A 7,199-nucleotide genomic window follows, 5' to 3' on the forward strand; every position below is an offset into this window, starting at 1 on the left:
TTTTTAAACCACCCGATAGGCCTCATGCGCAACCCGCCGAGGCGTGTCCCTAGACAAGCGCCAACCTTAAGCCTCAGAATGATCCATGCGGATTTTGCTGCACGATTTCGGCTGTTATGCCTTCATCATCCCGCTGGCACGGTGGCTTGCCGATCAGGGGCACCAGGTGTTGCATCTGAGCGCTAAAGAACTGGTCGGGCCACGGGGAACCCCCGTTCACCAAGAAGGCGACCCGCCTGGCCTAGCCTTCGATACGGTTCGTCTCGGGCATCCTTTCACGCGCTACGCTCTGCCCCGCCGCATGCTGGACGAATACCGCTACGGCCGGGGGTTGGCTCGCAAGAGTCTGGAATTTCGGCCCGATCTCATTCTCTCGGCCAATACCCCCCCTCTCGCCCAGGCGGTTGCCTTCCAAAACGCCCGCCGCCGCAGAATTCCCTGTGTTGCGTGGGTGCAGGATATCTTCAGCCTTGGGGCCGCGCCGATGGTCGAAAGGCTGCCAAAGCCCATCGCCGCGCTTGCCCTGGCCGCTCTGCGCCGGTTGGAATTCGGCACCTTATCTCAGTCAGCGGGTCTGATCGTCATTGCCCCCTCCTTCCTAGCGAGTTTGCAGGCCCACGGAGTTCGGCAGCCGATGACGCTCGTTCAGGAGAATTGGGCCGCGCCCACTCAAGCTACCCTCGAACGCCAAAAATCTTGGGCGGACACGCAGGGAATTGGCGGCAGTAAGATCATCCTCGCGGCAGGCACCTTGGGGCGGAAACACGACCCGGCGCTTTTGGCCCGACTTGCGAGCGACCTGACGAAAGACCCTGAGGTGCGCCTCATTATCGTCAGCGAAGGCCCTGGACGGGACCATCTCGAAACGCTGAAAACCGCTCGGGCGCTGCCGAATTTGATTTTGCTCGATTATCAGCCTGCCGCACAGGTTCCGGCCATGCTGGCCAGCGCCGATATCGGCATCGTTCAACTCAATGCCGTCGCCAACGGTATGTCCATCCCCTCGAAGGTCTATAGTTATGCGGCGGCGGGCTTGCCGATTTTGGCGGCGATTCCCCAGACAAACCATGCCGCTTGGCTTATTCGCCACTATGGTCTTGGCCTTGTGGTTGAACCCGACGATCATCCGGGGTTTATAGCGGCGGCGCGACGACTGCTAGAGGATGCGTCGCTCCGGCAGGCGTGCGGGGCGGCGGGGTTGGCCTTCACTGGGCAGCACGGCAATATTGCCGCTATCGGTGGCCGTATCATGGCGTTCCTGGAAGAGGTCCGGGGCCTTACACCTCAAGACTGATGATCGGGTCGGAGTAAGAATGCTGTCACCAAAGTCCCTCATTCCCTTGCTGCCCATCGGTCCCGAAGCCGATTTGCTGCGTAGAGCGGCGCTCTGGCCCAGCGGAAAAATAGAGATTACCGCCGACCAGATCGACACTCTCGATCGGCGCTTGCTGCTGGAGCTTGCCCATGAACACCGGCTTCTGCCCCCCCTCTTCGGGGCCATTGAGGCATCGGGCTTAGCGGCGCTTTGGCCGGAACTCCGGGCCGCCCAACAGCGGGAGAGCATGCGGGCTCTGCATCAAGCCGCTGTAACCCTGCGCCTCCTAGACCGCTTCGAGCAAGCCGGCTGCCGCGCCCTGGTCTTGAAGGGGCAGGCGCTAAGCGCGCAGCTTTATGGCCGAGCCGATGTGCGGATGTCGTCGGATATCGATTTTCTGATCGATCCGGCGATGATGTCCAGAGCCCATGAGATTATCGTTGAAAGCGGATTTAAGCCTTTTTTCCCGGTTTCCGTTGAAAATCTTTCCTTTGTGAATAAAGATCAGGCGTATTTCTCCGGAAAAATTATGATAGAACTTCATTGGCGTTTATTCGATAATCAGGCATTTTTACCTTGGTCTTTCGAATACTTATGGTCAAATCGATCTTTCGTGAGCTTGATGGAAAGTAAGAAAGTTCCTACACTCCCTCGGGATCAGCATATTTTTTATCATACTTTGCATGGTTTGCGTCATGGATGGCAACGTTTAAGGTGGCTGGTCGATTTAACCATTCCATTTCAAAATGAAAATGATATGAAAAACCTATTTTCACTTGCTAAAGAGTATAATTTTGTCCCGGCATTCCTTCATACGAGCATACTATTGCAAGAATTTTTTCCAAATATCCCCCGGAATAAAAATTAAACGCCAGCATAAAACATTATAAATCCGCAAAACGCATCCATTTACAGGTAGAAAAATTAATAAAAAGTCGCAATTCCAAGAATTATAATAAATTTTATTCATGGATGCAAAAAAGATTATCGGAAACATATATTGACATAATTCTATCCCCAAACAATGAATCGGTAATTTTTGAATTAAAGAAATTATTGATTAGTCGAGAAGATCTTATCGATGTAAGTTTACCGAGGAAATTTTTATGGATTCATATTTTGATACGCCCCATCCTTTTAATGAGAAGGGTTTTATCCGATATCGGAACCGCAACTCCAATTGAGTCAGCAGAAGGCACGGTTAACGCAAATCGCAGGGCATGGGCAAGCCTGTTGCAAACCATAGATATTTTTGTGTAATCCGACGTATAGACCTACCAAATGGTGCCTTGAACGGAGGTAGAAATGTCCGACCGGCTGTTCCAGGCCTTGTTGATCCTGCTATGTCTCGCCCCGCTGCCCTTTGGCAGCCATCGCCCCTGGGCGTGGAGCCTGCTTAGCCTGTTGACCGGCCTGCTTCTCTGCGCTTGGGGATACGGGGTTTTGCAGAACCGGGTGCGCCTTGCCGTTCCGCTGAGGACCGTGGCTCCCGTGCTGATCCTGAGCGGGGCTGTGCTGATATGGGCTACCGTGCAAGCCTTGGTGCCGTTCTCGCGGCCCTTTGCCCACCCACTCTGGGCCGAAGCCGCCGCCGCCCTAGGGCAAAAGCCGCAGCCCGCTGTCATCTCACTCGATCCCGCCGCCACCTGGGGGGCTATTCAGCGCTGCCTAACCTATGGCGGCATCTTCTGGCTGGCCCTCCAGTTGGGGCGCGACCGGGAGCGCGCGTATTTGGGGCTTCACTGGCTCGCGCGGGCAGCGGTCCTCTACGCCGTGTACGGGTTAGTTCTGTTTTTCGCGGGGGTGGAGGCCATCCTTTGGTTTCCGAAATGGGCCTATTTTGGCGATCTAACCGCCACTTTCGTCAACCGCAATGCTTTTGCCACTTACGCGGGCTTGGGGTTACTCCTCTGTCTCGCACTCGCCATTCACGCCCTTTACCGCGCCACCAGCGGCGGGCGGTCGTCTTCGGATGATCGGCGTCTCGGCCTGCGCGACCGGGTTTCCATCCTCATCACTGAAGCCGGAACCGCCGGCGTTGGGATTATTCTCCTCGGCACCGCGATTTTGCTGAGCCACTCGCGCGGCGGTTTCATGGCGACCGCGATCAGCATGATCCTTCTCATTCTCGCCGGGGCCGCTGCCGGGCTCATTGCCCGCCGGTGGGCGGCACTTCTGCTGACCGGCATGCTAACGCTCGGCACAATCCTCGTGATCGTCAGCGGTGAAACCACCCTAGAGCGGATCGCCGAAAGCAATGAATTGGAAGGCGAGCGGGGCTTTCTGTTCAGTCTGACGGGCGATGCCATCCTGGATGCCCCCTGGACGGGCCACGGGTTCGGTGCCTATCTCGCCAGCTTTAAGCCCTATCGCTCCGCCGATTTATCGCGCGAGGTGCTGTTCGATTACGCCCATTCGATGCCGTTGGAGCAGGCTATGGACTTGGGCATCCCGGCGGCCTTGCTCTGGTTGACCGCACTGCTGCTAATCCTCGGGCGCTGCGCCATCGGGTTGATCCAGCGGCGGCGCAGCCAAATTCATCCGGCCCTGGCGATTGCAAGCGCGGGCCTTCTGATAACCCATAATCTCTTCGATTTTAGCCTCGCGAACCCGGCGATTACAGCGCTTGCCGCCTATCTAACCGGAGTTGGGCTAGCGCAATCTTGGCCGAGTGGCGAGTTGGTAACCCCGGTTACGGGGTCCGATCCAACTGATTTATCCGCCGGAACTGTTGCTCGTCCGCTGGAGTAACCGCCGCCAGCGCCTCCGTAATCACCGGGATATAGGCCTGCACGGTCAAAAGCGGGGGAATTTCCTTCGGAGACAGAACCCAAACCAAGCGGACCTGCCGCTGCACCAACTGCCGCGTATCGGCGTCGAGAACCGGGTAAAGATCGAGCCCCAGGCGCAGACGCGGCAGCATGGCCCCCGGTATGACCTGCCCGGCCAAGAGAGCAACCCGCAGCGCCTGCCCGGCTTCGATGCGCTTGCCTTCCTTCAGGCGCAAGCGCGCAAGCCGCACCCAACCGTCAGGGTCCCCGGCGGCGGCACCAAGGGCCGCTTCGAGTACGGTGACTGCCGACGGATCACCCGCGCGCAGGCGTATCAGGCTTCGAGACTGCCGCCGCGATCGCTAGTCGCCCAGGGAACGATAAACGGCCCCATCCGTCCCGATGCTGCCAGCGAGTCGGCGATTTCAAGCAACAGAGCCGGGGTTTCATCGGCAGCGCCCCCCGTTTCAGCGCTTCAAGCCCGATGCGCGCGGGCTCGGCCTGCCAGACGGCCCATAGCCGGGCCGCCCCGGTTAGGCACAGCAGCCCGCCGAAGGTTAGCGCCAGAAGCGCCGCGCCGCGCCGAGCGGCACCGTCATTCTTGGTAGTAGCCGCCATAGCGTCCGTAATATTGAGTGTAATCGCTATAGCCGTAGCGCGCATGACGCCGCGTATCGACCCGCGACAGGACGATCCCCGCTAGCTTCGCCCGCGCATCGCGCAGCAGCCGCACGCCGGTCCGCACGGCCTCCCGCGGGGTTGAATTCCAGCGGACGAGATAGAGCACCCGGTCGGCGACCCCCGCCAACATGCGGGTGTCGGCGACGGCAAGAACCGGCGGCGTATCGAGAATGATGCGGTCGTACCGGGCGCGCAGCATCTCCATAACGCGTTCCAGCGCTTCCGAGGTTAAATCCAGCACCGGCTCGTCGGCTTTGCGTTTTTCGCCGCCAAGACGCCCAGCCGGCAGAAAATCAATCTCCCCAACCGCATCGCGGACAATCAATTCTTCCAGCGTGCCGGTACCGTTGAGCAGTTGCAGAAAACCGCGCGTCGCATCAACATTCACCGCCTTGTGCAAGCGGGGGCGGTGTAGATCGCCGTCAATCAGCAGAACGCGCCCATCCGTCCGCTTGAACTGGCGGGCAAGGCTAAGAGCAACAAAGCTTTTCCCTTCCTCTGGCACCGACGATGTCACCATGATGACCTTGTCCTCCGGTGCGCCGGATAGGGTCAAGGCGGTGCGCAGAGTGCGGAAAGAGTCGGCGAGGCCCGAGCGCGGCCGTTTCAGAACTTGGCTTTCAGCGGTGCCGCCCCGACGCCGGGCGACGGGAACCGACGCGAAGACCGGCAGGCCGGTAATATCTTCCGCCTCATGGGTGGAGCGCACGGCATTGTCGAGATGATCCAGCAGGAAGACCAGCACGACCCCGGCGCCAAACCCGAGCAGCAGCACCGCCATGACAATAAGCGTGGAGCGCGGCGAGGATGGAGCGGTTGGAATTTCTGCCGGTGACAAAATCCGAGCATTGGCGCGCTGGATTCGATCCTGCTCGGCATCGCGTTTGAAGCGGGCCAGGAAGGATTGATAGAGCTCGCGGCTGGTTTCCGCATCGCGTTCCAATTCGCGCAGGCGGATTTCCGCCTCGCCCGCCGAATCATTGGTGCGGCGCAGGGAAGCCAGCTCCCGCTCCAACGTCCGTGCCCCGGCCGACGCTACCTCCACCTCATTCGCGACGGAGGCACCAACCTTTTCGACTTCCAACGCGATCTTGGCCCGCAACTCATTGAGATCAGCCCGCAACGCAATCAAACGCGGGTGACGCTCGCCGAACGTCTTGGCCCCATCAGACATTTCCCGCAGCAGGGTTACTTCCTGCTCGCGCAGGCGCTGAATGAGCTGCGATTGCAACACATCCAAAGATGTATCGACCGTCCCACGCTGGCGGACCAGCGCGCGCACCTGATCGAGCCGCGCTTGCTTCTGCGCCAAATCGGCGCGCGCGATAACCAAGCGGGAATTGATCTCACTCAACTGCTGTTCGTTAACCGTGCCACTCCGGTCGGAATTGCGACGGAGATTATTTATCATCCGATACTGCTCGGCTGCCGCCTCGGCGGCGGCAACATCGCGCCGCAATCCTTCGAGCCGTTCGGATAACCAGCCGGTAACGCGGCGGGTTTCCTGAAACCCAGCTCCAATCGATCGAGAATATAGAACTCAACGATCATATTGGCGACGCGGGCGGCCTTTTCCCGGCTGTCCGACGTTGCCGACACGGTAATCACATAAGTCCGGCGAGACGCCCGCACATCGACAAGACCGAGAAAGCGCCGAACGATCCGGGATTTTTCGATCCGCTCCCGCGCGTCCGGCGATAGCTCCGGCACTGTCGCCACAGGGCGCGCGGGGCGCCATTCTTCCGGCAACCACTCCAACGCCCAAAGATCGGCCATGAACATCCCGAAAGCCGAAGGCTTCCGCAGCCTCGGGTTATATTCCGGGTCATTCTGAAGGCCGAGCTTCTCGATCACCCGCCACGCCAAGGGCGTCGACGTCAGCACTTCCGACTCGGTCATAATCGCAACTTCGCTGAGCCGCGGACGATAAGGGTTATTGCGATCCAGCAGCGTATCGCCGGTATCGCTTCCCTCGATCAGAACTTCGGCGGACGCGGTATAGAGCGGCGTTATCTGCTGAAGGTAGAGAAGCGTCGGCACCAGAAGCAGCAGAACGATGGCGAGAACCAAGTATTTTCCGCGCCATAAAACGCCCCGCACCCACCGAAAAAACGTCCCGCCCCTGAAGCATAAGAGACGCGGGCGCGGACGGTACGGGAGGCAACGACTGAGCCGAATTTGACACGAAGACTTCCCCTTAACCCTACATCTGCAACCCGAGGCGCAGCCCAATGAAGTTCTGATCGAAACTGCGACCGACCAGTTCCGAGTCCTTCGTGCGGTGGGCAAGCTCACCACTCACAAAGACATTCTCGTTGAACGCATAGGTTACACGCCCGCGCATTTCGTACAGAAACGAGTCGCGTTGATGCCTTTGAAATCATCGTAATAAAACGCCCGCAAAGCCGGTCAGCAGAATATTCCGGGCATAT

Annotated in this window: 7 protein-coding genes and 1 pseudogene; 3 read left to right on the plus strand and 5 right to left on the minus strand. The window is 58.9% G+C overall.

Going from position 1 to position 7,199, the window contains the following annotated elements; genetic code table 11:
- Positions 1-85 precede the first annotated feature (85 nt).
- The 3 genes from VZ95_RS08065 (at position 86) to VZ95_RS08075 (ending at position 4,066) form a co-directional block, all read left to right on the plus strand.
- Positions 86-1,294: a glycosyltransferase family 4 protein gene (locus VZ95_RS08065; protein ID WP_045775397.1), complete on the plus strand. Its 1,209-nt coding sequence runs from the start codon at positions 86-88 to the stop codon at positions 1,292-1,294.
- Between the two features lie 19 nt (positions 1,295-1,313).
- Entirely contained in the window at positions 1,314-2,183 is an 870-nt protein-coding gene (locus VZ95_RS08070; protein WP_198148166.1) for a nucleotidyltransferase domain-containing protein, read from the plus strand.
- Between the two features lie 437 nt (positions 2,184-2,620).
- The gene (locus VZ95_RS08075; RefSeq protein ID WP_052711595.1) at positions 2,621-4,066 is read left to right on the plus strand and encodes an O-antigen ligase family protein; all 1,446 of its coding nucleotides are present in this window, start codon (positions 2,621-2,623) and stop codon (positions 4,064-4,066) included.
- Here VZ95_RS08075 and VZ95_RS08080 read toward each other — a convergent pair.
- From VZ95_RS08080 to VZ95_RS25330, 5 genes and pseudogenes are all read right to left on the minus strand, one after another.
- The gene (locus tag VZ95_RS08080; RefSeq protein ID WP_045775399.1) at positions 4,008-4,337 is read right to left on the minus strand and encodes a hypothetical protein; all 330 of its coding nucleotides are present in this window, start codon (positions 4,335-4,337) and stop codon (positions 4,008-4,010) included. The genes VZ95_RS08075 and VZ95_RS08080 overlap by 59 nt on opposite strands.
- A gap of 64 nt (positions 4,338-4,401) precedes the next feature.
- Positions 4,402-4,704: a hypothetical protein gene (locus VZ95_RS08085; protein WP_045775400.1), complete on the minus strand. Its 303-nt coding sequence runs from the start codon at positions 4,702-4,704 to the stop codon at positions 4,402-4,404.
- A complete protein-coding gene (locus VZ95_RS08090) occupies positions 4,682-6,226 on the minus strand; it encodes a polysaccharide biosynthesis tyrosine autokinase (RefSeq protein WP_232302546.1) in 1,545 nt (514 codons plus the stop codon). Before VZ95_RS08090 ends, VZ95_RS08085 begins: the two co-directional genes overlap by 23 nt.
- Entirely contained in the window at positions 6,175-6,837 is a 663-nt protein-coding gene (locus VZ95_RS26825; protein ID WP_232302547.1) for a hypothetical protein, read from the minus strand. Before VZ95_RS26825 ends, VZ95_RS08090 begins: the two co-directional genes overlap by 52 nt.
- 133 nt (positions 6,838-6,970) lie before the next feature.
- A pseudogene (locus VZ95_RS25330) lies at positions 6,971-7,135 on the minus strand (hypothetical protein); the annotation flags it as partial.
- Positions 7,136-7,199 lie beyond the last annotated feature (64 nt).

Source organism: Elstera litoralis (assembly GCF_000963705.1).
Taxonomy (GTDB): Bacteria; Pseudomonadota; Alphaproteobacteria; order Elsterales; family Elsteraceae; genus Elstera; species Elstera litoralis.

What these genes read in the sequence shown, in the direction of transcription:
- VZ95_RS08065 (WP_045775397.1), top strand. Translation starts at nt 86, where the DNA reads ATGCGGATTTTGCTGCACGATTTCGGCTGTTATGCCTTCATCATCCCG.
- VZ95_RS08070 (WP_198148166.1), top strand. Translation starts at nt 1,314, where the DNA reads ATGCTGTCACCAAAGTCCCTCATTCCCTTGCTGCCCATCGGTCCCGAA.
- VZ95_RS08075 (WP_052711595.1), top strand. Translation starts at nt 2,621, where the DNA reads ATGTCCGACCGGCTGTTCCAGGCCTTGTTGATCCTGCTATGTCTCGCC.
- VZ95_RS08085 (WP_045775400.1), bottom strand. Translation starts at nt 4,704, where the DNA reads ATGGCGGCTACTACCAAGAATGACGGTGCCGCTCGGCGCGGCGCGGCG.